26 protein-coding genes are annotated in these 23,078 nt (G+C 58.4%); 8 read left to right on the top strand and 18 right to left on the bottom strand.

Annotated features, from left to right (window positions below; all coding sequences use genetic code 11):
* Nucleotides 1-2 precede the first annotated feature (2 nt).
* Nucleotides 3-725 carry a StbB family protein gene (stbB, locus tag RCF34_RS22330; protein ID WP_064308198.1) on the bottom strand — a complete coding sequence of 241 codons (723 nt, stop codon included), beginning with the start codon at nucleotides 723-725 and terminating at the stop codon, nucleotides 3-5.
* Nucleotides 722-1,198: a hypothetical protein gene (locus RCF34_RS22325; RefSeq protein ID WP_308710130.1), complete on the bottom strand. Its 477-nt coding sequence runs from the start codon at nucleotides 1,196-1,198 to the stop codon at nucleotides 722-724. The genes stbB and RCF34_RS22325 overlap by 4 nt, the downstream gene beginning before the upstream one ends.
* 433 nt (nucleotides 1,199-1,631) lie before the next feature.
* Between RCF34_RS22325 and RCF34_RS22320 the strand changes: the two genes are divergently transcribed.
* The 5 genes from RCF34_RS22320 to RCF34_RS22300 all read left to right on the top strand — a co-directional run bounded on the left by RCF34_RS22320 (nucleotide 1,632) and on the right by RCF34_RS22300 (nucleotide 7,844).
* Nucleotides 1,632-2,015 carry a hypothetical protein gene (locus RCF34_RS22320; RefSeq protein WP_308710129.1) on the top strand — a complete coding sequence of 128 codons (384 nt, stop codon included), beginning with the start codon at nucleotides 1,632-1,634 and terminating at the stop codon, nucleotides 2,013-2,015.
* Nucleotides 2,015-3,568 carry a type IV secretion system DNA-binding domain-containing protein gene (locus RCF34_RS22315; protein WP_257706784.1) on the top strand — a complete coding sequence of 518 codons (1,554 nt, stop codon included), beginning with the start codon at nucleotides 2,015-2,017 and terminating at the stop codon, nucleotides 3,566-3,568. The genes RCF34_RS22320 and RCF34_RS22315 overlap by 1 nt, the downstream gene beginning before the upstream one ends.
* 12 nt (nucleotides 3,569-3,580) lie before the next feature.
* Nucleotides 3,581-6,523: a MobF family relaxase gene (mobF, locus tag RCF34_RS22310; protein ID WP_308710128.1), complete on the top strand. Its 2,943-nt coding sequence runs from the start codon at nucleotides 3,581-3,583 to the stop codon at nucleotides 6,521-6,523.
* 48 nt (nucleotides 6,524-6,571) lie between these two features.
* Nucleotides 6,572-6,949 (top strand): hypothetical protein, encoded by a 378-nt coding sequence (locus RCF34_RS22305; RefSeq protein WP_308710127.1) that lies wholly within the window; start codon nucleotides 6,572-6,574, stop codon nucleotides 6,947-6,949.
* 148 nt (nucleotides 6,950-7,097) lie between these two features.
* A complete protein-coding gene (locus tag RCF34_RS22300) occupies nucleotides 7,098-7,844 on the top strand; it encodes a hypothetical protein (protein ID WP_308710126.1) in 747 nt (248 codons plus the stop codon).
* Nucleotides 7,845-7,912: 68 nt separating this feature from the next.
* Here RCF34_RS22300 and RCF34_RS22295 read toward each other — a convergent pair whose 3' ends face one another.
* From RCF34_RS22295 to RCF34_RS22225, 16 genes are read right to left on the bottom strand one after another with little or no spacing between them, the layout of a single operon-like run.
* Nucleotides 7,913-8,545 (bottom strand): hypothetical protein, encoded by a 633-nt coding sequence (locus RCF34_RS22295; protein ID WP_308710125.1) that lies wholly within the window; start codon nucleotides 8,543-8,545, stop codon nucleotides 7,913-7,915.
* Between the two features lie 11 nt (nucleotides 8,546-8,556).
* Complete coding sequence (locus tag RCF34_RS22290) at nucleotides 8,557-9,156, bottom strand: phospholipase D family protein (RefSeq protein ID WP_308710124.1); 600 nt, start codon at nucleotides 9,154-9,156, stop codon at nucleotides 8,557-8,559.
* A complete protein-coding gene (locus RCF34_RS22285) occupies nucleotides 9,146-9,475 on the bottom strand; it encodes a TrbM/KikA/MpfK family conjugal transfer protein (RefSeq protein WP_064308189.1) in 330 nt (109 codons plus the stop codon). The genes RCF34_RS22290 and RCF34_RS22285 overlap by 11 nt, the downstream gene beginning before the upstream one ends.
* Nucleotides 9,476-9,503: 28 nt before the next feature.
* Nucleotides 9,504-10,448 (bottom strand): lytic transglycosylase domain-containing protein, encoded by a 945-nt coding sequence (locus tag RCF34_RS22280; protein WP_308710123.1) that lies wholly within the window; start codon nucleotides 10,446-10,448, stop codon nucleotides 9,504-9,506.
* A complete protein-coding gene (gene virB11 / locus RCF34_RS22275; protein ID WP_074585195.1) occupies nucleotides 10,432-11,460 on the bottom strand; it encodes a P-type DNA transfer ATPase VirB11 in 1,029 nt (342 codons plus the stop codon). Before virB11 ends, RCF34_RS22280 begins: the two co-directional genes overlap by 17 nt.
* Nucleotides 11,461-11,469: 9 nt before the next feature.
* Nucleotides 11,470-12,765, bottom strand: coding sequence for a TrbI/VirB10 family protein (locus RCF34_RS22270; RefSeq protein ID WP_308710122.1), 1,296 nt, complete (start codon nucleotides 12,763-12,765; stop codon nucleotides 11,470-11,472).
* 2 nt (nucleotides 12,766-12,767) lie between these two features.
* Entirely contained in the window at nucleotides 12,768-13,553 is a 786-nt protein-coding gene (locus RCF34_RS22265; RefSeq protein WP_308710121.1) for a TrbG/VirB9 family P-type conjugative transfer protein, read from the bottom strand.
* 27 nt (nucleotides 13,554-13,580) lie between these two features.
* Entirely contained in the window at nucleotides 13,581-14,246 is a 666-nt protein-coding gene (locus RCF34_RS22260; protein ID WP_064308185.1) for a type IV secretion system protein, read from the bottom strand.
* Nucleotides 14,246-15,109, bottom strand: coding sequence for a type IV secretion system protein (locus RCF34_RS22255; protein ID WP_064308184.1), 864 nt, complete (start codon nucleotides 15,107-15,109; stop codon nucleotides 14,246-14,248). Before RCF34_RS22255 ends, RCF34_RS22260 begins: the two co-directional genes overlap by 1 nt.
* A complete protein-coding gene (locus tag RCF34_RS22250) occupies nucleotides 15,097-15,501 on the bottom strand; it encodes a hypothetical protein (protein ID WP_064308183.1) in 405 nt (134 codons plus the stop codon). The genes RCF34_RS22255 and RCF34_RS22250 overlap by 13 nt, the downstream gene beginning before the upstream one ends.
* Nucleotides 15,494-15,706 carry a hypothetical protein gene (locus RCF34_RS22245; RefSeq protein ID WP_064308182.1) on the bottom strand — a complete coding sequence of 71 codons (213 nt, stop codon included), beginning with the start codon at nucleotides 15,704-15,706 and terminating at the stop codon, nucleotides 15,494-15,496. The genes RCF34_RS22250 and RCF34_RS22245 overlap by 8 nt, the downstream gene beginning before the upstream one ends.
* A gap of 28 nt (nucleotides 15,707-15,734) precedes the next feature.
* Complete coding sequence (locus RCF34_RS22240; protein ID WP_064308181.1) at nucleotides 15,735-16,427, bottom strand: type IV secretion system protein; 693 nt, start codon at nucleotides 16,425-16,427, stop codon at nucleotides 15,735-15,737.
* Nucleotides 16,427-19,108, bottom strand: a complete 2,682-nt coding sequence (locus RCF34_RS22235) for a type VI secretion protein (protein WP_308710120.1) — start codon at nucleotides 19,106-19,108, stop codon at nucleotides 16,427-16,429. Before RCF34_RS22235 ends, RCF34_RS22240 begins: the two co-directional genes overlap by 1 nt.
* Complete coding sequence (locus RCF34_RS23220; RefSeq protein WP_074585191.1) at nucleotides 19,095-19,391, bottom strand: VirB3 family type IV secretion system protein; 297 nt, start codon at nucleotides 19,389-19,391, stop codon at nucleotides 19,095-19,097. Before RCF34_RS23220 ends, RCF34_RS22235 begins: the two co-directional genes overlap by 14 nt.
* 1 nt (nucleotide 19,392) lies before the next feature.
* Nucleotides 19,393-19,854: a TrbC/VirB2 family protein gene (locus tag RCF34_RS22230; RefSeq protein ID WP_082900428.1), complete on the bottom strand. Its 462-nt coding sequence runs from the start codon at nucleotides 19,852-19,854 to the stop codon at nucleotides 19,393-19,395.
* Between the two features lie 16 nt (nucleotides 19,855-19,870).
* On the bottom strand, nucleotides 19,871-20,146 hold the full coding sequence (locus RCF34_RS22225; protein ID WP_064308179.1) for a hypothetical protein: 276 nt from the start codon (nucleotides 20,144-20,146) through the stop codon (nucleotides 19,871-19,873).
* A 723-nt stretch (nucleotides 20,147-20,869) separates the two neighbouring features.
* Between RCF34_RS22225 and RCF34_RS22220 the strand changes: the two genes are divergently transcribed.
* Genes RCF34_RS22220 through RCF34_RS22210 form a run of 3 tightly spaced genes read left to right on the top strand, consistent with a single transcriptional unit; the run spans nucleotide 20,870 to nucleotide 22,939 of the window.
* The gene (locus RCF34_RS22220; protein WP_064308178.1) at nucleotides 20,870-21,637 is read left to right on the top strand and encodes a ParA family protein; all 768 of its coding nucleotides are present in this window, start codon (nucleotides 20,870-20,872) and stop codon (nucleotides 21,635-21,637) included.
* 10 nt (nucleotides 21,638-21,647) lie between these two features.
* Nucleotides 21,648-22,592, top strand: coding sequence for a ParB/RepB/Spo0J family partition protein (locus RCF34_RS22215; RefSeq protein WP_074585189.1), 945 nt, complete (start codon nucleotides 21,648-21,650; stop codon nucleotides 22,590-22,592).
* Nucleotides 22,589-22,939 carry a TrfB-related DNA-binding protein gene (locus RCF34_RS22210; RefSeq protein ID WP_064308176.1) on the top strand — a complete coding sequence of 117 codons (351 nt, stop codon included), beginning with the start codon at nucleotides 22,589-22,591 and terminating at the stop codon, nucleotides 22,937-22,939. Before RCF34_RS22215 ends, RCF34_RS22210 begins: the two co-directional genes overlap by 4 nt.
* Nucleotides 22,940-23,078 lie beyond the last annotated feature (139 nt).

Genomic DNA, 23,078 nt, shown 5'->3' with positions numbered 1-23,078 from the left:
GGCTACTTCCCCTTGCCGAAGAGGGTCGCGTAGACCTGATCCAGGTTGCGCCAGGCCGACTTGGCCAGCCGCTGGGCCGAGATCATGCGCTTGGCATGCTCCTTGTCGGCCTCATCGGTCGCAGCGCGCAGGCTCTCGCGGTAGTCGGTCGTATCGGCCAGCACCTCGCCTACGTTCATTTTCAACCCGCGCAGCCGCTCGAATACCTCGTTCGAGAACACCACGGCATCCCGCTTGAGGGTGAATTTCTTTTCCACCTCATGGAAGCCGAACAGCGCCGAGAACGTCTGCGGAACATCGTCGGCGTCCTCGATCTGGACCTTGTTGAAGACGACCAGGATCTTCTTTGCCGGCACGCCCAGGGCAGAGAGCGTCTTGATCGTGTTGATCGTGTCCACCTGCTGCTTCTTTTCCGGTACGGCTGGGATCACGAAGTAATCGATGTCTTCGTGGGAGCCGTCGTATTGGCCCATGAATTTGAAGAAGTCTTCGACGTTCGATGCCCCCACATCGACCACCACGTTTTCCTCGGTCAGCAGCACCTCCGACAGTTCGCCGAACTGCTTGCCCTTCAAGCGCTCGATCTCGGCTGCAGTATCAGCCGCGCCCGCGTTGATGGTCTCGACTGCGAACCGTAGTCCGCCATTCCGCGGCCAGATTAGGTTGTCCGATAGCGTGGTTTTGCCGGAGTTTCCGGTGAAGTTGACGATGACTGTTTTACTCATCTGCGTTTCCTTGAGCTACGTGCTGCGCTTTCGTATTTGTCCAGATCCAGGGCGTTCTGATCGTCCCCGGGATTCATGAGCTTGCTGAGTTCTGCAGGTCCAAAATGGCCCTGTGGAGCTGCCTCGGTTTTTGCATCTGTATCGTACGATACAGCTCCCGTCTCTTCTGATTCCCTGCAGCTGTCTGTTAGTGCTGAGGCTACTGGCTTCGCTTGGCTTTCAGGTTGGCCAACTGGTAATGCTGGCTTCTGATCAGCATCCGCCCGTTGTGCTTTCCGGTGCCGATATAGGTAGCTCTTGAGCGTGTCCATGCTCACCTCGATCCCCTGCGCTTTGAGCACTTCCAGGATCGCCTTGCGTGTCACCCCTGCCTTCAACTGCCTTTCAATCACCGGCATGACCTGGCGTATTTTTGCTGCCTTGGTCTCTGGTTCGACAGCCATCAATGCTGCCTCAATGTCCTTGCCTGCCATTTTGCACCCTACCTGCACCCTTGTTGCATCTCTATTGCATGCTACTTGTCTCCCTATTGTAGTCAATCTGCACCTCTTCTGCCTTCTACCTGCGTCTCATCTGCACCCCTTTTGCACTCCCCTCCCCTTCTGGCTCTACGGCCTTCGGCCTAGGTACTGAAAACGCCCTTAACAAGAGCATCAACTTCAACCCTTAACAGGGTCAAAGTCTCAATACACAACACGCACCTCCCGGTCGGGAGGTGAAAGCCGCGTAGGCTGCGGCTTGCAGACCAGTAGACCCGAAAATCACTGTGATACAGCTGTATTACAAAATAGCACGCAACTAGCATAAATAAAGGGTTTATGTGTATCACACTTGCATTACATACGCTGTCCTGTACCTTTACCTCTGAAAATCGCCATTTTTTTCACAGCTAATTGAGGGAGCAGCGTGGGCCGGACAGTACCCATCAGATTCAATACCGAGCAGCTGGCCCGGGTAGAAGAAGCCGCCGCACTGGCTGGCTACAAGCACCTCTCGGCATACATCCGCGACCGCGTGTTGGCCACGGACAAGGGGGCACACAGGCCAGGCGTTGAGGACTGGGCCGAGCAGCAACGGATGCTCGGATTGCTGGAAAGCATCGCCCAGGAGCAGACCCGCAACCGGGCAATTCTCACGGTGGCCATCTACCTGATTCGGCAAAACGTGACCCAGGGAAAAGTGAACGAGTTGCGTGCCCAGCTGCAGCACCTGGACGGTGCCGAGGATGCCCTGGCGGTCTTGCTGCCGGAGCTGGCCAACGATATCGAGCGACTGACTGGAGAAGACTGATGCACAAACAAGAGGTCGATTCCGCCGTCATGACAGCCGGATTTGGTCTGCCGCTGGCGGGCTGGCTGGGAGGCATTCACTTCGCGGGGCTGCCTTTGACCCCGTTCCCTGCGGCATTCAGAGAGACGCTGCACAACGGCTGGCACAACCCAGTCGTCACCGGCGCGACCATTGCAACCTCCGTGGCAGCCGCGGGCCTCTGTTACTACCTGTACGAGTATTGCGACGACGGATTCAGGGGGGAACGCTTCCAGATGTGGTTGCGCGGATCTCGCATCCGCAACTGGCACCACGTCAAAAGCAAGGTCAATGCGCGGAACGCTAAGACCAACAGGGAACGTCGCAAGAAGGGGTTGGAGAAGCTTGAGCCGATCATGATCGGCAAACTCCCGATGCCGCTGCACCTGGAAGACCGCAACACCATGATTTGCGCGTCCATCGGCGCCGGTAAATCCGTGACGATGGAGGGAATGATGGCCTCCGCGCTCAAGCGCGGCGACCGCATGGCGGTCGTGGACCCGAACGGCACGTTCCTGTCCAAATTCAGCTTCAAAGGGGATTACGTGCTCAACCCCTTCGATGCCCGATCAGTCGGTTGGTCGATCTTCAACGAGATCCGTGGCGTCCATGACTTCAACCGCATGGCCAAGTCCATCGTGCCTCCGCAGATCGACCCGAGCAGCGAGGAATGGTGCGAGTACGCACGGAACGTCATCGCCGACACCATGCGCAAGCTGATGGAGACCAACAACCCCGACCAGGAGACGCTGGTGAACCTGCTGGTTCGCGAAGACGGAGAGACCGTCCGGGCGTTCCTGGCCAACACCGATTCGGAGGGCTATTTCCGCGACAACGCGGAAAAGGCGATTGCCAGCATCCAGTTCATGATCAACAAGTACGTCCGCCCACTGCGCTACATGACCAAGGGCGCGTTCTCGCTCTATCAGTGGGTTCACGATCCGGACGCCGGCAATCTCTTCATCACCTGGCGGGAAGACATGCGCGACACCATGCGCCCGCTGGTGGCCACCTGGATCGACACCATCTGCGCGACGATCCTGAGTTCGGAGCCCATGACAGGCAAACGCCTATGGCTGTTCCTCGATGAGCTGCAATCGCTGGGCAAGCTGGAGAGCTTCGTTCCTGCCGCGACCAAGGGCCGGAAACATGGATTGCGCATGGTTGGCAGCCTGCAGGACTGGTCGCAATTGAATGCGAGCTATGGCCGGGACGATGCGGAAACCCTGCTTTCGTGCTTCCGAAACTACGTCATCTTGGCGGCGGCGAACGCGAAGAACGCCGACCAGGCCCGGGAGATCCTGGGCAACCACGAGGTCAAGCGTTTCCGCAGATCGTGGTCTGCCGGCAAGCAGACCAGGGCCGAGGAAATCAAGTCGGAGCCGGTGGTGATGGACTCGGAAATCTCCAACCTCAACGACCTTGAGGCGTACGTCAAATTCGCCGAGGACTACCCGATCACCAAGATCAAATCACCCCACGTTGACTACAAAGAGCGCGCGCCGGCCATTGTTCTAGGCCAGGCTGCTGCCTGACGAGGTGCCCCGATGTTCAACGTGACGCTGATCAAAGGCGATAACCAGTATGCAGCTGCAGGGTATTTCTCCAGCGCTGACGACTACTACGCCAAGGAGGCCCCAGGCGAATGGCAGGGCATCGGGGCTGACCTGCTGGGCCTAGAGGGTGCAATCGACCAGAAGGAGCTTGCACGGCTGCTCGACGGCAAGCTGCCGAACGGCGAGCGGATGGCCAAGACCTTCGACAAGGAAACCGGCACCCGTCGCATGGGCCTGGACCTGACGTTCTCGGCTCCAAAATCGGTATCCATGCAGTCCCTGATTGCCGGCGACAAGGATGTGATCGCCGCGCACGACCGCGCTGTGACCCGCAGCATGCAGGAAGTCGAGCGCCTGGCTCAGACCCGCAAGAAGGTGGACGGCAAGTCGATGGTGGAGCGCTCCGGAAACCTTGTCGTGGGCAAGTTTCGCCATGAAATGAGCAGGGCCAAGGATCCGCAGCTGCACACGCATGCTGTGGTCATGAACATGACGCGGCGATCCGATGGCAAATGGCGGGCGTTGCGGAACGACGACATCTACAAGATCCAGCCGCAGATCGATGCCATGTACAAGGGCATCCTCGCCCAGGAGTTGCGAGCGCTGGGCTATGGGATTCGGGTTCTGGACAACCAGGGCAACTTCGAGCTGGCCCATATCTCCCGCGAGCAGATCGAAGCGTTCTCCAGCCGCTCGAAGGTGATCGAGGAAGCCCTCGCCAAGGACGGAAAAACCCGGCTTGATGCTACACCGCTTGAGAAGCAGATCATCGCCATGGCGACCCGTCCGCGAAAGGACGAGCGCGACCGGCACCTGGTCAAGGAATATTGGGTTACCAAGGCGCGAGAGCTAGGCATCGACTTTGGTTCGCGCAGTCACCTCGACAATCGCGAGTACGCGGCCAGATCCGCCAAGGGCCAGGCGGAATACAGCCTGCCGGAAGGCATCACCCCCGGCCAGGCCGTGGTCCAGTACGCGATCAACCATCTGACCGAGCGTGAGCAAGTGGTAAGCGATCACGACTTGCGGACTGTCGCGTTGCGCCGGGCCATCGGCCTTGCGACGCCGGATCAGGTCGATGACGAGATACGCCGGCTGGTCAAGCAGGGGACCTTGATCGAATCTGCCCCCACCTACCGGATGGCCAGCGGCGATGCCGACTCGCCGGCACTCTCGCCTGCAGGATGGCGCGCTCACCTGCAGGAGCTGAAAGGCTGGTCGGAGAAGCAGTCCCGTCAATACGTGGACATGGCCATCAAGCGAGGTTCCTTGGAGGTGACCGGCAAGCGGTACACCACACAGAGAGCGTTGAAGCGGGAAAAGGCGATACTTGCCATCGAGCGCGCTGGACGTGGCCAGGTCGCCCCCCTGATGACCAAGGAGCAGGTTGCGAGCGCGCTCCAAGGGTCCACCCTATCCGCTGGCCAGTACCAGGCCGTGGAGGTGATCGTCGGGACAAACAATCGATTCGTTGGAATCCAGGGTGACGCCGGCACGGGCAAGACCTATTCGGTCGAGCGGGCCGTGCAGCTGATCGACTCTGTGAACACGGCGATGAGTACCCGCGACCCGCAGCAGCTGACGGGCTATCGCGTCGTCGCGCTGGCACCCTATGGCAACCAGGTCACCGCCTTGAAGAACGAGGGATTGGATGCCCATACCCTGGCCAGCTTCTTCAACACCAAGAACAAGACCCTCGATGACAAGACCATCGTCATTCTCGATGAGGCCGGTGTCGTCGGTGCCCGCCAGATGGAACGGCTCATGCGAGAGGTCGAGCAAACGGGTGCGCGCCTGATCCAGCTGGGCGACACCAAGCAGACCGAAGCCATTGAAGCCGGCAAGCCCTTCGCGCAGCTGCAGCACAACGGCATGGAGACGGCCCGAATCAAGGAGATCCAGCGGCAGAAGGATCCAGAATTGAAGCGGGCCGTCCAGTACGCGGCGGATGGCAAGCCCGCCCAGGCGCTGCAGCACCTGCAGCACGTCGAAGAACTGCGGCAAGCCTCGGACCGGCACCAGGCAATCGTGCGCGACTACATCGCCCTGACCCCGGAGCAGCGGAAAGAGGTGCTGATCGTCGCCGGCACCAACAAGGATCGAAAGGAGATCAACCAGATGGCCCGCAAGGCGCTCGGCCTGTCGGGCAAAGGCAAGGAGTTCGAGACCCTCAACCGGGTTGATTCCACCGAAGCAGAGCGTCGGTATGCCCCTAGCTACAAGCAGGGAATGGTCATCCAGCCCGAGAAGGACTACAAGGCCGCTGGCCTGACCCGGGGCGAGCTGTACGTGGTAGACCAGGCGCTGCCAGGTAACGTGCTGGTGGTCAAAGACCGCAGCGGCAATCGCTACGAGTTCAATCCCCGCAAGGCCACCAAGCTCAGCGTGTACAAGCTGGAAAAGCCCGAGCTGTCGGTCGGCGACCTCATTCGGATCAACCGTCAGGATCCGAAGCTTGATCTCACCAACGGCGAACGTATGCGCGTGACGAGCATCGAGAATGGCGTGGTGCAGTTGGCATCGATCAAGGAGGTGAACGGCCAACCCGAGCGGACGGTCAGCCTTCCGACCAATAGGCCCTTGCACCTGGAGCATGCCTATTCGGCAACGGTGCACAGCGCCCAGGGCCTGACGAATGATCGGGTCATGATCTCGCTGAATACCAAGAGCCGGACGACCTCGCAAAACCTCTGGTATGTCGCCATCAGCCGGGCTCGACTCGAAGCCCGCGTTTACGCTGATTCGATCAGTGGGCTACCCGCTGCGATCGCCAAACGCTACGACAAATCCACGGCGTTGTCCCTGCAGCAGGATCGGGAAAAGCAAAGACGTGAACCCCTACAACCTCGCACAGTGGCAGACGGCCAGGCGGGATTGGAACGCAAGCGGCGGACGGGCCTGGATGGCGTAAGCGGTGGCCAAGCGAGAACCTAAACGGGCGCGATGCTGGAAATCGTGCAGCTAACTGATAGGAGAAATCAGATGGATTTTAAGATGTGGGAATTGATCAAGCGTCTGTTGGGCAGCGCATCCAATCGGCAGAGTTTTATCCCCGAGATTGTGGTCACCGAATATTACCGTGAGAACAAAGCTGCCGGTCTTGTCGTGGGGCCGCCGTGGAAAGAGGCGGCTGAATTTGCAAATTCTATTTCGATAGAGCTGGAAGATATCGGGTTGATCGAGAACGCAGCTAAAACGGAGCCAAGCAGAGCGATGGTGAACTGTAAGCAGCGCACTGATTTTGGCGAGGAGGTATACCAGGCCCTGCAGGGGCAAGGTGTGGTTGACCTTTTTGAGGGTATGCGCTGTGAGATCGATGCCGGAGAGATACGCAGGATGCTGCATCAACTCAGTTCTTGAGCAGCTAAGCAATCCGGAATACTGGTAGAAGCTCGGCTCACTGGACTGGAACGCAAGCGGCGGACGGGCCTGGATGGCGTAAGCGGCGGCCAAGCGAGAGCTTGAGTGAGTCAGGGACTATCACCTTTGGACCAGCGATAGTACCTGCATGAATCTGCTGGTCTTAGATCAAGGAATCACCGATTTGCTAATCATCAAGCAGAACCCACATCTGATTGTCTCTGTCCTCCTGTTTGGAGGTGGTGGCCTTGCCTTGTGGTCGAACGTCGCGCCGCTCGCGGGCTCCTTGTTTGGAGCTGGGGGAGCGCTTCTGGGCACCTGGGTCACCGAGTTCAATAAACGTCGTACTGACTCAGAGGAAAAGGCGAAAAAGCAAACTGACGCATCAGCTGCGCTCGCTCCGGAGTTGATGCGCACAATCGAGCGGGCCCAGTACATTTTGGATCGGGCGACTGTTAATTTCGTATCCGAATCGTGTGCGGATGGTGCTTTTCCTAACGATCAGCAGGCGGACTTCCGGCCTTATTTGCCGACCCTCTATCCAAACACGCCGCTAATGCGTGACCTGTCGGGCGACAAGGCCATTGCACTTATCCGCTACTACGACTCGTTGAATGAGCTTTCCAATTATGTGAACGACTGGTGGCAGCGTGAGGGGCAGCTCGCCGTCAATGTGTTCAATGGAATCATGCATGCTGCTGAGAAAAGCATTCGACTGGGCATGATTTGTGTTCAGAGGTTTGACCTTGAGGGGAGCTTTCAGCCGCCGTATGAATCATGGGGCCCGCTGACAGCGCGTTTAGAAAGGTCGCTGGACAATGCCGCCAAGAGTCGAGAGCTCCATGTGGAGCGTTCCCAAAAATCCCAGGGGGCTACACGTCACCGGACTTATTAACGGCACTCGCGGCGTCGTGTATGAAAAAAACCCCGCATCTGCGGGGCTTTTTTGGAGGGTTAGCAGCGTCAGAAGCCCTTGCCTCCAAGTGACTTGGGCTGCAGGGCCGGGGCCTTCCGCTCGCGTTCCAGCTGGCGTTCCTGGACGATGCCGACACCCGCGAAAGGATACCGGATGGAGAGATCCTTTCCGGTATGCAGGAGGCCCGCTTTCGCGCTGCTCAGCGCCGTTCGATCATGGGCAACGTGATAGGTCTTCTGGCCTTCGCTGACGGCTTGAATGACCTTGTTGTTCTGGAACCCGACGATCTTCCCCTCATAGGTGTGGCCACGCTCAGCGGCTCGAATTACCGGCATGTCCATCGGCTTGGACAGACTCTGTGAATCTGTCGCCTTGCCGGCAGCTGCCCCAGCTCGCTCAGTCCTGTGTCGCTCTAGGGCGTCTTTGAAAGAGGCCTTGAAGTCGGCAGCGCCTGGCATGTTGTCGAATGGCAGATCCTTGACGTACTGGGCGCCCTCCTTGCCCACCTGTGCGTATACCCGCGCTGGCCCGTTACCTTTCTGCACCGTGATAACCGACTTGTCGGACATTTCAGCCTTGAACCAGGCTGCGCCTGCTTGGCGAGGATCCGTGAATGCCTGCGGATCCTTGCCCTTCTGAAAGAGCTGGAAGGTGGTTGGCTCGCTGCTTTGCTTGTCCATACGCATACCTCTCAATAGCTGGGTTTGAACGGTTGTCCCTTGTCCCACCGGCTTTGCCAGTGGCGAAGATACTGCTCAGCGAGATCGGCATCGTTCCAGACCACCAGGGCATTCTCGCTGTTGCTCTTTGCTGCTGCAGCCGTGTAGTTGAAGCTGCCCGTCTCGACCGCCTTTCCGTCGAGCACCATGAATTTGTCGTGGTGAATCGGGTACACCTTAACGGTACGTGTGGGGATGCCGGCGCGTGCCAGCAGCGTTAGCGCATGTTGGCCAGCTCGGGCGGCGCCGCCTTCGAGATTGCCGTCGTGGTCGGCCACAATCGCCACGTCCACGCCGCGCTGTTTGGCCTCGATCAAGGCCTTGGCCACATCGGGACTGGTCAGCATGTAGGCGGATAGGCGTATCGAATTGGTCGCTGCGCTGATCGAGCGCAGCACCAGGGCAAGGGCCGATCCTTCCGGAGAAAATCCAACCTCGATCCGGCGAGCCCCATCGATCAGAACCGGGGCCTTGCTTTCCGCTGGCTGCTGATCAGCGAGCGCATACGGCATGCCCGTGGCCAGGAATGCGATCAGGGCAAGGGACTTGATGGCTGCTAGCTTAGAACCCACCTTTGGAGCCTCCCCATTTGTCGTTTGCCTGCTTGCCGCTGGCTTTGTCTTCGACGCATTGGGCCAGGAAGTCCCCCCGCGCCTCGGAGGTGCGAGAGGGGCTGAATTTCCCATGCTTCGTACGAACGATGCTGAAATAGCGGGTGACGTACTTGTCGCAGTCACCATCGCGGGACATGCCCAACAGGCACAGCGTCGCGCCGCAAGCGTCCGAGTCGCTTTTGGATCCGTAGCTGTAATCCGGAGAGGTCGGCTGATCGGCATAGGCGCTGCTGGCCAGGATCAGTGCTGCGGCGAGGATCGCGGTCTTGATGCTCATAGACGCTCCATTTCTCGCATGCGAGAAGTCAGTTGACGATTTGAATGAAGGACGGGGTAGCCGGGCGCTGCTCTGCCACGGTTTGGGCAGCCTGGACCTCGCGCTGGACGGGAGCCGGCGCGGTAGGCTGGAAGCGCTGGAATTCACGCGGCGCATCGACTGGATCAGCGTCGGTATTCAGCTGGACCTGGATCTGCGGTTGTTCGGCTTGTTGGGGCTGGGGCTGGGGAGCTTGCTGCTGACTAGCAGCCAGAGCCTGGCCGTTGTCGTCCGTAAAGGTGAGCCATGGCCCCTCCTGCTGCTCAGCGGCCCTACGAGCGCGCTGGGGAGCTGTTCGAGCTGGGGCCTGCTCCGCTACCGCGGAAATGGGTTCTGCCGCTTCTGCGCCCTCTACGGCAGGCACAATCGGATCATCTGCCGAGGGGTTTAGAGCCCGAGTGACCACTTTCTCGACATAGGAAGGTTCACCCGGATGATCCGGCTTGAACCCTCGCAGTTCGTTGCCGCTGTAGTACATGGAAAAGGCCTTGCGCAGCGCCTCTTGCTCGCTGCTGCTGGTGGCCAGCGCCTTCTTGTAGTCAGCTGCTAGGTGTTCGCTGATGGCTTGCAGGTTACGGCAAGGTTCGAAGACTGCCGGGTAGTCCAGCCCCTTCGCTCGCATGTTGGTGACCAGTAGCTGGCCAAGGCCCATCGAGAAGCGTTTGCCCTGGCGTTCTAGCTGCTGGGCGGTTGCTATGGCTTCACCCAGCGATTGCGGCTGACGTGCCAGGTGCGTACCCACAACGCCGATGGCATAGGGGTTGAAGGTCGATTCATTGCCGACCAGCGCTTTCAGGGTCGAAGGGTGCACCGAAGGCGCGCATTTGGCCGCCAGTTCGGAAAAGCGCATTGGTTGGCCTTCATCGGCTGAGGCCAGGGCAGGCAGGCCCGCAGCGAACAGCATCGCCAGGGTCAATTTAGGCAGCTTTTGCATATTGCACCTCGGTGATGATGCGGCGGCCATCGAAGCCGTATTCCCACTGGATAACCACGTCGATGAGCTGACGGGAGAACTCGATGAGTTGGCTCTTGCTCATGTCGGCACCGCCACGGGATGCCATCGACGCAAGGCGGTCGAACATCAGGTCCGGGGAGTCGGAGTGGATGGTGGACATCGAGCCGCTGTGGCCGGTGTTCAGCAGTTCGAGGAACGGGAAGGCTTCGCCTCCGCGAAGCTCCCCCATGATTGCCCGGTCGGGCGTGAGGCGAAGAATGGATTCGAGGTGATCGAACGGCGTCACCCTCGCCTTGCCCTGGCCACCGCGTGAATAGATCAGGTGGACGACGTTTTCACCTGGAGCCTTGATCTCCCGCGTGTCCTCAATGGTTACCAGCCGCTCGCTAAGGTCTACGTGCTGCAGCAGCTCGTTCAGGAACGTGGATTTGCCGGCATTGGTACCCGCCGAGATCATGATGTTCTTGCGAGCCTTTACGATGCCCTTGAAGAACTCTTTCCAGCGCTTGGCCCGGTAGAGCTCTACCAGGTGATCGTCGCCGTACTCGGCGGGCTGACGCGGCTGGTTGATGAAATCGAACGCCCCCATGGCCTCGTATTCATCCAGCGATATCTGCTTGCGACCTGGCTTCCGGATACAGACGATCCCGCCAATGTGCTGTTCTACAGCCGGGGCGAGTACGACCTGGACGCGATAGTCGCCGCGCTCATTTTCCGATACCCCATCGTCGAGATTGATGGGGATCCGACCAGAGAGGATCGGCGTATAGGCGCTGACCTCCTGATCGGTATGCGCGGCGATCAGATCGGCCAGCGACTTGATCAGTGGCAGCGTCACGCCCTCGCAAGCAACCGGACGCATGAACCGGCTGCTGCGATAGCCCGCCCACACGTTACCCGGCCCGTTGATAGCGATCTCGGAGACTTCGGGATCGTCTAGCAAAGAAACCAGGGGTTCCAGTTTGCGCCGAAAGGATGCGATCTCAGACATGACGGTCCCTCAATTGATGAACGTGACGCCGCCGTTTTCAGCCTGCTCGGCCTGCTTGGCGAATTGCTTGGTGAAGTCCAGGTCGCGCTGGAGGTAGATGACTACCCGCGACCCGTGAGGAACGGTGATCGTCGGCTGGATATTCGCGTAGCGGCTCAGGATCGTTTGCGAGGAATTCGCTGCCGCCTCCTGCACTTCGCTGCGGTAGCGCGACGCCGAGTTTTCTTCATCGCCAGAGGAAACGCCGCTGTTGGAGGCGCCGGCGCCGATGATCGAAACGGCAGCGGCCACCCCGAAAATCTGTGCCCAGTGGTTGTTCACGACGCCGCCCTGACCGGCGCTGCCCAGCTGATCGGTGCCGGCGCTGTTGATAGCAATTTCCATCGGGACACGGCCTGGCAGACGTGGCGTCCTGAGCATGTTCCAGACGGTGAACAGACGTTCCTGGCCAGGCATCAGGCTCGCGTTGTAGCTGCCGCAGACCTTCGAGCCCCAGGGAATCATCACGCGGCGCCCTTCGGCGGCGTAAACGTCTTGGGCAATCGATGCGCAGATTTGCCCAGGGAGCTGGCTTTGAGCGCGAGGCTCAAGGGTGGCTTCGATGACAGTGCCCTGCAGCACCTTGAATTGCAGGTTCTCGAGTGCGCGGGCCTCGGTGATGGGTACCGATTCGCCATAGGTGGACGCGGCAAACGCATCGTTGGCGTTCTGAGGGGCGCGGTTGCCGCCGTCACCACCCATGAGGGATCCGCTGCCCTGCTGGCCTTCTTTCCCGCCGCCCTGCTCCGCGAAACCCTCTTCCTTGGCCGTGGCGAAGATGGCAGAGCGCTGCCGCGCTGCCAGCATCTTCTGACGTTCCACCTCAGCCTGGAACTCCAGCTGCTGACGGCGGCGTTCCTCTTCGCTCATGCCGCTCTGCTGCTGACGGTCAACGGTGCTACGCGGCGTATCGGAAGGCGCGTCGGATAGCCCCTGGTTGGACACGGGCTGTACCTTGGCAGCCTCACGCTTCGGCGGCGGATCGGCCACAGTGCGACGCTCCGAGGCTACGATCTCATCGCTGCCCAGGGAGTTTTTGCTCTCACCCTCGGAGCCGCCATTCTTGATCCAGTAGGTGAAGCCCAGGGCAACAACAGCCGCAATAGCAATCCCGATCCCGCTGCGCTTGCTATTGCCAGGGCTGCTCTTGAGCATGGAGTTGGATTCGTTCCACTCGCGAATCTCTTCTTCGCGGGTTTTCTCCGGCTGCTGAGCTTGGCTCGGATTCTGGCCCGGATTCGGGTTCGGGTTTTTTTCGTCGGCCATGCTTATGCACCTCCGCCGTCACGGGCACCACGGGTCACGGTGCGCTTGTAGGGATTGGCCAGGTTCTCGACGCAGACGTAAGCGTTGCCGCTGCGTACCACGAACATGCTGGCCAGGCGCTTGACCACCCAGTACTCACCTTCGCGATGGGCATCGACCATGGCCTCGGTGCCGTCCGGCAGCACGCGGTAGAACTGTGGGAGATCCGCCCCTTTCTTCATCAGGAACTTGGTGAATTGCCCGTCATCCATCACGGCCTGCAGGCCGATGGCATCCTTGTCGCCGGAATAGCCGTAGTTGATGTTCGGCGTTCCTGCAGCGCTCGCCATGGCTACAGGGGTAGCGCCGGGAGCCGGCTGCTGCTCGGCGTTGTAAGAGGTAAGGCGTGTGCTCGGGTAGACGAAGCGCACCAGGAACGACTGGCCGCTCTTTCTCTTGCTGCTATTCAGCTGAAAGTAATAAGTCCGCTTGCTGGTGATAACGGTCATGTTCGTTTCAGCGTTGTCTTCCACCGGCTTGAGAAAGACCCGATTCCGGAACGGCATGCTCTGCCAGGCGATGGTGTCGCCCAGGGCTACCACTTTCACCATTTCATCGGCTTCAAATTCGATGGAAGTCTGATATCCGTAAGTGCCGGTAAGTTGATAAACCTGATTGGGATCGTAGGGCACTTGCTGAACGCGATTATCGCTGGACAGGGGCTGCGGCAACTTGGCCGCCTGCGCGTTAGATATGCCAATTGCCAAACTCAGGGCAATAGCTGTCGGCAAAACGAACTGTTTTTTCATTGGAAGTTTCCTTGTGGATTAAGCGAATTACCGGCGGCTCAGTTCTTCGCTCTTGCGGTACAGAGTGGCCAAAGTACCGAACGGGTTTTCCCAGCGCTCGCCCAGCGCACGCGGGACCAAGGTGTGATTGACTTTAATAGTCGCCAGATATCGGTGTTCTACGGGTTGGTTGTCACCCCATCGGTGCTTGATGGAGTTGAACGACACCTGATATTCATCACCGACCTTGTTCATCATGTAGGGCTGGGCTTCGATCCAGTCCTTTTCCCCCAGGCTGAGGTAGGGGTTGGTCGGATTCTCCGGGCTCAGTTCTTTCTCGTACTCGGCGGCAACGTCGGGGGTCATGTAGGTGTGGCATGTATCGGACAGCTGCTGCTTGCGACGGAGGTCGAAGGTGTTGCAGGCCCGGATCATGTCGAACAGCACCTTTTCGGTGACGGCTTCCTCCTTGCCCACGTTGTCCTTGTCGATGACGCGCTGCTTCAACACCTCGCCATCCGCGCCCAGGACTGTCACGACAGGAATGTAGGTCTTCGAATTGGCAAGGCTGGCAACTGCGAATCCCAGGCTGAGAATGACCACTGCCTGTACCCCTTGGGCCAACAGGGAACGGTTGCGCTCCTGCTTGGTTTTGTTGCCTTCAAGCTCACGCTTGCGGCGTGCTTTCTCTTCTTTCGTGAACTGTTTGTCCATTATCTTTTCATCCCAACAGAGCGCAGTGCCATGACCAACAGCGACGAACCGCCTACCGTTGCGCCGGATGACAATGCAGCTGCCCAACTACGAACCTGCAGCATGCAGATGATCAAAACGCCCTCGACAATCACCAATGTTCCCCACTGCTGCGCAGTAATCAGGGCTGCACTTTTGATCGTCGCAGTCTTTGCAACAGAATCAATGGCCTCGCCGAATATCTGATATCCAAATCGGACGACTGCAATCGACAGGATGTAGATCAGCGAGAAGTTCAGCATCTTGCTAAACCAGTTCATTGCCCATTGACGTACAGCATCGAAGAAAATGAAGCCGACCAGGATTGGCAAGATCGACATTACAATCGCGGCACCGAACTTAGCGATCAGCATGTTCAGGATTGCAGCAATGAACAGGATGCAATTCAGAACAAACAGTCCCGCGCCCATGACGATCATTGCAACCTGCCGCCAGTTCACATTCATCAGAGTGGCGGAGACTTTGCCGACATTCTGGTAGAGCGAATCGAGCATGGAGGTTGTGTCTTTCCCACCATTCATGATCTTGGCGGCGATACCTTCGGTCCAACCTCCCCAGATGTCGTACAGCTGGATGCCGCCCTTTGACCAGTTCAGCGTGCTGAACACCAGCGCTGTCAGCATGGCCCGCTTGACGATATCCCAGGTTTTGACGGCTACATGCCCGTTGTACATCTGCAGGCCGAGTACGACCCAATAGCCGACCGCCAGGAGGTAGACTATCGGCTCGACCATGCCGGCCAGGTTCGGGAAGACCTGAGCGACGAAGCTTTTCGTCACCTCATCGGTCGCCCCTACCAGGCCTTTTAGCGTCAGATCCGCCATGGGTTCTCTGCTCCGTACACGCTCTTGAAGTGGGAGATCACTTCAGGCGTCCGGAAGTCGCTAGCACCCAAGGCAACGCCCGTCTGCGCCTTGATCTCCTGTGCCGTCTTTTCGATACAGCCCTCGACGAGGCCGCCGTTGTAGGACGGATCCTGCATGTAGATCTCGGCAAAGCAGGTGCCCGGGAACCACTCCGCGACATCAGCCTGAGTGGCTTTCAGCAGAGGATTGCCACTGCGCGCCTGGACAGCTGGGGCTCCGGCATCAGCGGGTGCAGTCGGCGCGTCGCTACCGAAGTGAATGGTCGTAGTGTTGACGTAGATGACGGTGCCGACCACGAAGCCGCCAACCAGCAAGCAAATGGTATTGGTCAGGGTGAAGAACTTAGGCATTGCTCGCCTCCTTGTGATCGATGACAAAGGGGGTGAACTCGCAAGCACAGGGGGACTTGTCGAGCTTTCCGGTGTTGGTCACGCAACCGGATGCAGCCGAGACGAACAGCACCAGCAGCAGCAGCTTGCCCATTTTTCCGAGCAGCCAGAACGGCAGCCAGATCGGGAAGGTGATGAGCTTGAAGACCAGCCAAAGCGCTTTCATATGGATCTCCTTTCTCGCACGCGAGAATTCAGTTGTTGCCGTCTTTCCAGCGGAAAAACTGCTCGTTGTCCGAGGTTGCCTGGTTCTCCTGGTTGGCCAGGTTCGCCTGCAGGTTCATGTTCAGGGCCTGCAACTTCGACTGGGCCGAAGACAACATGCCGTTCTCAGTGGCGATGCGGTTCTGGAGATCGGCAGCGTCCTTTGCGTTCGTGGTGGTATCGACCTGCGAGCCCAGGGTGGCCAGGTTGTTCAGGTGAACCTGTACTTCGCTGTACAGCGCATCGCCCGCCGACAGAGCCGCGACCACCGAATCCGAACTCAGCTGGTAGTCGCGGGCGCGGTTGCCTTCTGGATTGGCAAACAGCTCCTGCGGGAGCGTGTTGACCAGTTCCTCGTAATAGCTCTGCTTGCTCCCGTAGGCGCCGGAGTTCTGCCGGGAAACCACTTCCTGCCAGGATCCGGGTACGACCGACGCGGAGTTGATCGAATCGTCCAGACCAATGGAGCCGCGACCATAGGTGCCCTGCAGGTTTTTCAGGATTCCCCCCTGCGTCTCGTACTGGTCTTTCAGCGTCTGATACTGCTGCTGGAGAGTGGCCAGGTTCTGAGCCAGGGCCATCCAGGTGCCCGCATCACCGACAGGGACGCCAGTCGCTTGAGCTTGACCAGCAATGGCCAGGGAGACGGCTGCAGCCAAGCCGAATTTCTTGAGGTTTTTCATCAGCGGACCGCCTTCAAGTTGTGGGTGTTTTTGGTCTTGGCCTCTGCCATGAAGACAGGAACCCAAACCTCGGGATCGTCGGTGCCCAGGCGCTCGATGATGGATTCCATCAGCGCTACACCCACGTCGTTCGAAGACAGCACCGGGATGAAGTCCGAAAGGTCTTCCTCGGGCTTGTCGGAGGACAGATCGAAGCAAGCTCGAATCGACTCCTGACCACGACGGATCAGGAACTTGCGATCCTTCTGATTCAGCTTGCGCAGCCACTCGCGCTCGACTTCGGTCAGGTTCTGATGGTCCTCATCCTTCACCTGATCACCGGCCAGATAAATCTTGGTCACGGTCTGCTTGTCGATGGAGTCGGTTTCGCTCCGGAAATACTTGGCATCGGGCGTGACAAAGATGATCAGCCCGTTTTTGCGGCGGATCTGCATGATGAAGTTGTCGATACGCTTGCGCCAAAAGTCGTTCTTGACCAGGTTCTGCCCTTCTTCCAGCACCAGGATGAAAGGCCGGCCATTCATGGCCTGCTCAATACGATGCAGCGGGTAGCTCATCACGACAGGCAGCTCAGGCCGCGCTTCGCCACCCTTGAGCAATTCCATCATTTCAAAGCAGTAGTGCCGGGCCTTGGAGAGGTCGATAGTGTCCTCGGCGTTGTCGAATACGCCGGCATTCGCCCCTGTGACCCCTTTGGCCCCGTGCCAGATGGCCATCACGTCGGCCAGCTCGCCCTGACCGTAGGTCCACACCACATTGCGCAGACGGCGATCCTGCTCGGGCAGCAGATAGTTTTCCTCGACAGCGGTCTTGAACCGCTTGATGTCGTCGGCACTGGTCGGAGTGGTCGCGTAGCACTCACGCATCTGGACTTGCCAGTCCACCAGGTACGCTCGGTTTTCCGGGGTATCGGGAAGCTTGAGCGGGTTCCAGCGCATTTGGCCATGAGGTGACAGGGTGGTATGGATCCCGCCCATTGCCTTCATGAACACCTTGGCGCCGTAGCGGTTGTCGAACCAGAACACCAGCGGCTGTGCCTTATCTGCCTCGCTGATCAGGGCCGCTAGCAGGGTTGTCTTGCCTGACCCGGTATCGGCTGCCATTGCCGTGTGGCCGGCGACCATGCCTTCCATTTCGCGATGGAAATTGAAGTTGTACTGGGTATTGCTCTCGGTCTCGAACGCGGTGATCGCTGGTCCCCACAGGTTGCCATCACGACGACCGCGGGCGAAATTGTGCAGCGACGCGAACCCGGCGAAATTGGTGGATTTGATCTTTCCGCGACCGATGAGCGCTTCCTTCTGACCAGGCAGCTGGGACCAGAAGAACGTTTCCAGGGCGAACCACTCGCGGACCGGCTTCACCAGCATTTCCACGAAGCATCCTTCGACCAGGCCGACCGCGTGATCGAGGTTGCGGCGATTGATTTCGCGATTGGCCTCGGTGGTCATCGGCAGCGAATCGACATGCACGAAGATCGTCAGGTGGTGCGCGCCGTTGACGGCGTTTCCCCTACGCAGGTCGCTGATGCCTTGCTTGAGCTCCTTCTGATCGTCCTCGGAGATATTGTGCTTGTCGTCCACTGTCAGGCGCCGGGTTTCATCCATCATCCCCTGCTCCGACTCGATGCGGTTGATGAACGAGAACGACTGGGTAATTACGTACTCCACCGGCTGCTGCAGGAACTTGTCCAACATGCGGGAGGGCGTACGACGGGGCCATTCACCCATGCTCAGCACGGCGCCAATCTTCGACGACGTGCTGCCGCGCACCTCGCACATATTGGCCAGCACCCGGAAATTGAGCCGAGCGTAGGGCAGCGCCTCATTGATCTTGAGATCAGTGACCGGCACGCGACGATCATCCAGGTTGATCAGGTAGTTGAAGAAGCTGCTCAGCTCGCAGAACTCTTCACCGAGGAAGTCATACACCGCCTCTGCGTCGTACTCCTCAAGATCGCCCAGCTCGGTCTTGAAGGTCGCCCACTTGAGCCTGTACCGCTGGACAGCTTGGAATGCGCTCTCGCGATCAATCAGCCCGTCGGTAGCTTGCGGGTGCCGTTGAATCTGCAAGCGACGAAGGCCGTAGTCGGACAGGCTACGCAGCACCAGGTTGGACGCCTTGTACAGCGCGTCGGCCATGGCCTCCATCGACTCGGCTTCTGTCTTGCTGGCTTCGGTGCCGGTCATCAGGGCGACGGCCCGGTCCATCAGACCAGGCATGCCGGCACGGAAACGCTTTCTCACCAACGAGATATAGATGTCGTTGACGAAAAAGCCCCGGCTTTCATAGCGCTTGCGCAACCGCTGGTTGTACTGCTGCGCGAACCAAGTGCTGCCGACCCCATCGGGGAAGTCAGTGGTCTTCCGGCGAACGACATGCACATAGATCGTCATGTCGCTGCTGGCCACGGTACGCAGCACAGTATTGCGCTGATGCTCGAAGCGCTTGATTTGCTCAGCCGACAAGGAGTCGAACAGCAGGCCATCCACCTTGATGACCTGCACCAATGCTTCCTCGCTGGTCATTACGGTGTGGTCGTCGTAGTGAACGTCGTACGGGACCATTGCGCTGACCAGCAATTCGTCGTCATCCAGCGCAGCGCCCTCGGGTTGTTGTACGCCGAGCGACAGATCCATGTTTTTCGTCAGCTTTTTGAATGCGGTATCAACGAGGCGCATAACTGCGATACCCCCAAAGTTTGCGTAGCCGTGAAGCTCTCAAGTTGCTTGCCGCTTGCAATACACCGAATAGGTATACGTCTTTGCTACATATCCAGTAGGAAACGGCGAATAGTAATGGAATAAGCCCCAACGGATACAATGAGCGAATCAGTAATGAGCAAATTACTGGAGCGATCAGACTTATTAGGATGCTCGACAGAGTAAATGGGCCGACCATTGAAGGTCGGGCCATTGCCAGAACGAGCACTTCACCTTGTTCAAGGTCGTCGTTCTCGGCCATGTTATTTCAGCTGCGTTTGGGCGCCTTCCTTGATGGTGTCCACGAGGTTCGGCGCGAAGAAGACCAGGAACACGCCAGCGACGGCCCATCCGAATTGACCCCAGGACATGCGGCCCGACTTGGCCTGGAAGCCGCAGAACGCGATGGCTGCGATGCCTAGGTAGTAGCCGACGTCGAAAATCAGGAAGGATACGACGTCCTTCGCCAGCTTCTTGAGCCCGCTGAAATCCATGGCCGCGTTGGCGAATTCAGGAAAGAGCGCGAGGGAGAGGAACGAGCCCAGCACCGCGAACTTGGTGGCCTTGGCCACCCAGTCCTCACGCATCAGGGCTTTATGGGAGGGAGTCTTTTGAGCGAATACAGCTTTCAGGGTAGTTGCAGTTTTGGCCTTGAGCCAAGTACGCCAGTTTTGTTTGTCGTTGTTACCTACGTTGCATTCAGCTTTGAGTTCAGAGCGTTGCATTTTACATCCTCTTTAGTCATGACGGGGCATCCCCGTACGTTACGATTACCGCTTTATTTTGGTTGTTGGGGCAGGTCTCTTTGACGAAATCAATCGCGGTTTCAACCATCTTGAAATGTCGAGTCTTTCCCTGCGTGGTAACTACCGTGAAAAGTTGCTCAGTGGATGGAATCTCAATAACGAGGATCCAATTGCGAGTCTTGGAGTCGAGCCAGGTCTCCTTTAGGTACACACGGTAGTCAGGCTGTGCTCGCACAAAAGTGGCGAGTTCTTTCTTGTCTAGGGTCTGCATCAGTGCCTCTGGGTAGCGGGTAGCTAAGAACAGGGCGGATAGTGCTGACCTCGACGGTTTCTTTCTAGATGCCACCTCGCATTTTCTTCCTCTTTGGGGTTTTGAATGGCGTTTTCCGTTTTTCGTAATTCAAAATATGCTTTTCGTTTCATGAAATCAAGGTTTTGTTTTCTGAAATCGCGATTTTGTGCGAGAGAAGTCACGTCGCCTTGGCTGGCTTTCTGTGAGCTGTGCTGCTAAATCGCCGTCTTGAATGGATTTTTCCGGTCCCTGATGAGGGTGGAAATCGCTCAAATGCCCGTGCTAGACGCATCGGTGCCAGATACTGAGGTGGCCAATTGATGGCGCCTCAATGTGGTGCGGATGGTGTTGAATGTAAGCAGTTGTGTCCGTGACTTAATAGACACTTTACGGCGGGCACTTTGATATCAGTCCGAATTTATGCCCGATTAGTCACAAAAAGGGCGCCGAATAGGCGCCTTGTGTGAAGTGCGGAGGTTGACCAGGAGCCGCCCCGGCCAACCCCCTAACCATTGATCTAGACACGCGCAAGGAAACTGGCCCACGGCTAAATCAATGGCATAGCCCGATTGTAGCAGCCCCAAAACGGGTTCTCGCATGCGAGAAAGTAAACCCCTAAAAGGTATTGACTTAGGGGTTTACCAATGAAAGGATGGTGCCACATCCACTCACTGCTCCATCGGAGATCACAGGAAGGGCACCATGAAACGCACCACTGTTGCGAACCAGAAAGGTGGCGTAGGCAAAACCACCCTTGAAGCCCACCTCGCCTGCTATGCGGCCGAGCAAGGCAAGCGCGTGCTAGTCGTCGATCTCGACGAAAGCGACCTTTCCCAGTTCTTCCCGCCTGTGGAGGAAGATGACGACTCGCCCTACCTGGTTGCGAGCCAGCTATTCAGCGACGATCACCAGCAGCTGGAGCCGCGACAGGTAGCCGAGAACATCTGGCTTATCGAGGCAGATGTCGCGCTGCTCGATGTCGATGACATGGACCTGGACGTCGTGACCAACCTCAGCAAGGCTCTGGACCGCTTCACTGACCAGTTCGATCTTTGCCTGATTGATACCCCTCCCAACCTGCAGCGCCGAATGATCGCGGCCCTGGCAGCGTCCGATTCGGTCGTGACCCCCTTCAACATCAGTGCCTTCACCCTGGCCCGCATGCCCAAGCTGATGGCGACAATCGAAACGGTCCGCGAACAGTACAACCCTGACCTGCGCTTCCTCGGTTTCATGCCGAACCTGATCAACAGCCGGTCCGCCGAGGAACTGGAGATCCTGCCCAGTCTTCGCGAGGAACACGGCGACGCCATGTTCAGCCAGCAGATCACCCACCGGCCTTGCATCAACAAGGCGCTGGCCAACGGCACCCCGGTCTGGTGGAAGGCGCGAAGTGGCAGTCAGCGTGCGGCGGGAAAGGAAATGAAAGAGGCCTGCGAGGCTGTACTCAGCAAGATCTACTCAGCGTGAGGACCGCATCATGACGGAGAAGAAAAACGCCTTTGGCCGAGCCGCCACCGCGACGGCCAAGAAACTATCGGACTTCCAGAAAAGACCGACCATCAACGACGGGTCCCGCATCGAGTCGATCAGCCCGGGCGAGATCGAGTGCGTAAAGCAGATTCGCCGCAAGGACAATCCGGGGTTTTCCGAAGAGTCCTTGAATGAGCTGGCCCAGGATATTCTCGAGAATGGGCAGATCGAGCCATGCGTGCTGCGGCCTCACCCGAATCCGGAGTCCGGTTTCAAATACCTGATGGTCGCCGGCGAACGTCGATATCGCGCTTGCATCATCGCGGGCGTGCTGGTCATGGCCGTGGTCAAGGACCTGACCGATGCACAGGCAAGACGTATCCAGCGTTCCGAGAATGTCCATAGTGAGAACCTTACTCAGCTCGACCTAGCCCTGGCACTCAAGGAGAGCAAAGACGAGCTGGGCACCTTGGAAAAGGTGGCTGCAGAATGGAACAAGGGCCTCAACTGGGTGGCCGAGCGCCTGGCTTATCTGGAGAACGTGAGTCGCGACGGTGCCAGCCGAGAAGCGGTAACGCGAGGCGTGACAGCTGACATATCGACGGTGAACGACATCGGTCGTCTTGAGCGCCTAGATCCGCAAGCTGCTGCAGACCTGATCAACCGTGCCGATGACAATCCGGATCTCAACCTGCGTCAGGAGGTCCGCACCACCCTGCGCGCTACCAAAGCCCTGCGCGTCCACAAAGCCGGGTCGAAAAAAACCGACACGAACCCTGCCTCCCCTGCCCCGGCCCCTCAAGCATTGCTCGATGACGAGCTGGATAAGCTCCGTGAAAGCAAGTCGGTGCTGGAAGCCCAGGTGCAGACGCTGGAATCTGAGAATGCCTATCTCAAGGCCGAACTGGAGGCCGCTCGCCAGAAGCTGGCCGAAGTCTGGAAACCCGAATGAGTACCCGGCACGTTGACCAGGACATGCGGATACCGCGAGAGGAATTCGAACGGATCCGCAGCACTTCGAAGATGCACCCACGGAGCCTGGACGTGGCATTCGAGATACTGGTGGAAGGCAAGGGCCTTGTGGCGGTCGCCAATGCACATGGCCTGACGAAGCAAAGGGCCTTGGCGATTCGCGACAAGATCTATTCGGCCTATCTCACACAGACACCCGAAGGCTGGCGTACAGCCCAAATCTGCGGCCCTGTCGAAATGATCGACCGCTTCGTTCAGGAGGCCGAGGCAGAACGCCAGCGGTACTGGCAGAACCAGTCGATGACGCCGAAGGATCTCGACGAGTGAAAGCCCTCGGATTGATCAGCGTCGTTACCGCTTGACGTGTAACAATAGGGTATACGTCAATTGATACGGCAAGCCATCGTTCTCGCTGAGCTAACCGATTAGTTAACGTACACCCTATTTGATACAGTCATTCAGTAAC

Origin of the sequence: Pseudomonas sp. 102515 (assembly GCF_031085165.1) — a bacterium.
In the GTDB taxonomy this organism is placed as follows: Bacteria; Pseudomonadota; Gammaproteobacteria; order Pseudomonadales; family Pseudomonadaceae; genus Chryseomonas.
This window is presented reverse-complemented; position numbering and strand designations above follow the sequence as displayed.

Bases quoted from the DNA above. Each gene is read 5' to 3' on its own strand.
- RCF34_RS22265 (WP_308710121.1), bottom strand. From the start codon at position 13,553: ATGAAAAAACAGTTCGTTTTGCCGACAGCTATTGCCCTGAGTTTGGCA.
- mobF (WP_308710128.1), top strand. From the start codon at position 3,581: ATGTTCAACGTGACGCTGATCAAAGGCGATAACCAGTATGCAGCTGCA.
- RCF34_RS22280 (WP_308710123.1), bottom strand. From the start codon at position 10,448: ATGCAAAAGCTGCCTAAATTGACCCTGGCGATGCTGTTCGCTGCGGGC.
- RCF34_RS22305 (WP_308710127.1), top strand. From the start codon at position 6,572: ATGGATTTTAAGATGTGGGAATTGATCAAGCGTCTGTTGGGCAGCGCA.
- RCF34_RS22215 (WP_074585189.1), top strand. From the start codon at position 21,648: ATGACGGAGAAGAAAAACGCCTTTGGCCGAGCCGCCACCGCGACGGCC.
- RCF34_RS22235 (WP_308710120.1), bottom strand. From the start codon at position 19,108: ATGCGCCTCGTTGATACCGCATTCAAAAAGCTGACGAAAAACATGGAT.
- RCF34_RS22285 (WP_064308189.1), bottom strand. From the start codon at position 9,475: ATGAGCATCAAGACCGCGATCCTCGCCGCAGCACTGATCCTGGCCAGC.
- RCF34_RS22260 (WP_064308185.1), bottom strand. From the start codon at position 14,246: ATGGACAAACAGTTCACGAAAGAAGAGAAAGCACGCCGCAAGCGTGAG.
- RCF34_RS22220 (WP_064308178.1), top strand. From the start codon at position 20,870: ATGAAACGCACCACTGTTGCGAACCAGAAAGGTGGCGTAGGCAAAACC.
- RCF34_RS23220 (WP_074585191.1), bottom strand. From the start codon at position 19,391: ATGGCCGAGAACGACGACCTTGAACAAGGTGAAGTGCTCGTTCTGGCA.
- RCF34_RS22295 (WP_308710125.1), bottom strand. From the start codon at position 8,545: ATGGACAAGCAAAGCAGCGAGCCAACCACCTTCCAGCTCTTTCAGAAG.
- RCF34_RS22270 (WP_308710122.1), bottom strand. From the start codon at position 12,765: ATGGCCGACGAAAAAAACCCGAACCCGAATCCGGGCCAGAATCCGAGC.
- RCF34_RS22240 (WP_064308181.1), bottom strand. From the start codon at position 16,427: ATGAAAAACCTCAAGAAATTCGGCTTGGCTGCAGCCGTCTCCCTGGCC.
- RCF34_RS22230 (WP_082900428.1), bottom strand. From the start codon at position 19,854: ATGCAACGCTCTGAACTCAAAGCTGAATGCAACGTAGGTAACAACGAC.
- virB11 (WP_074585195.1), bottom strand. From the start codon at position 11,460: ATGTCTGAGATCGCATCCTTTCGGCGCAAACTGGAACCCCTGGTTTCT.
- RCF34_RS22225 (WP_064308179.1), bottom strand. From the start codon at position 20,146: ATGCAGACCCTAGACAAGAAAGAACTCGCCACTTTTGTGCGAGCACAG.
- RCF34_RS22210 (WP_064308176.1), top strand. From the start codon at position 22,589: ATGAGTACCCGGCACGTTGACCAGGACATGCGGATACCGCGAGAGGAA.
- RCF34_RS22245 (WP_064308182.1), bottom strand. From the start codon at position 15,706: ATGAAAGCGCTTTGGCTGGTCTTCAAGCTCATCACCTTCCCGATCTGG.
- RCF34_RS22255 (WP_064308184.1), bottom strand. From the start codon at position 15,109: ATGGCGGATCTGACGCTAAAAGGCCTGGTAGGGGCGACCGATGAGGTG.
- RCF34_RS22300 (WP_308710126.1), top strand. From the start codon at position 7,098: ATGAATCTGCTGGTCTTAGATCAAGGAATCACCGATTTGCTAATCATC.
- RCF34_RS22325 (WP_308710130.1), bottom strand. From the start codon at position 1,198: ATGGCAGGCAAGGACATTGAGGCAGCATTGATGGCTGTCGAACCAGAG.
- RCF34_RS22315 (WP_257706784.1), top strand. From the start codon at position 2,015: ATGCACAAACAAGAGGTCGATTCCGCCGTCATGACAGCCGGATTTGGT.
- stbB (WP_064308198.1), bottom strand. From the start codon at position 725: ATGAGTAAAACAGTCATCGTCAACTTCACCGGAAACTCCGGCAAAACC.
- RCF34_RS22250 (WP_064308183.1), bottom strand. From the start codon at position 15,501: ATGCCTAAGTTCTTCACCCTGACCAATACCATTTGCTTGCTGGTTGGC.